Source organism: Verminephrobacter aporrectodeae subsp. tuberculatae At4 (assembly GCF_000193225.1).
In the GTDB taxonomy this organism is placed as follows: domain Bacteria; phylum Pseudomonadota; class Gammaproteobacteria; order Burkholderiales; family Burkholderiaceae_C; genus Acidovorax; species Acidovorax aporrectodeae.
The window spans coordinates 1-224 of sequence record NZ_AFAL01000941.1 but is presented as its reverse complement, the minus strand read 5'-3'; the positions used below and the strand labels follow the sequence as shown (position 1 = coordinate 224).

Annotated in this window: 1 protein-coding gene; it reads right to left on the bottom strand. The window is 71.0% G+C overall.

The annotated features are described in order from the left end of the window. Positions 1-36: 36 nt before the first annotated feature. Positions 37-224, bottom strand: a 188-nt coding sequence (locus VTU_RS29930; protein ID WP_010109483.1) for a DUF637 domain-containing protein, incomplete at its 5' end; no start/stop codon positions are given.

Here is a 224-nt window from a genome sequence, read left to right as displayed (position 1 = left end):
TGAACATGCTCGCGACCACCTCGCCTATGGCGCTGCCTATGGCGCCGTCCTTGCACCTGCCCCCCGCCGCCGCCCAGCCACGCAGCCGGCCAGCGCATGCGCCAGTTTGTGCGCCAGGTACTCGGCCTCCAGGCCCTTGATCTGGCTGGCCGCCTGGCCGTGCGCCGTGTCCACCAGGCCGCTGACGAGCGCGACCTTTAGCGCGTCCTCCAGATTGCCTCCGG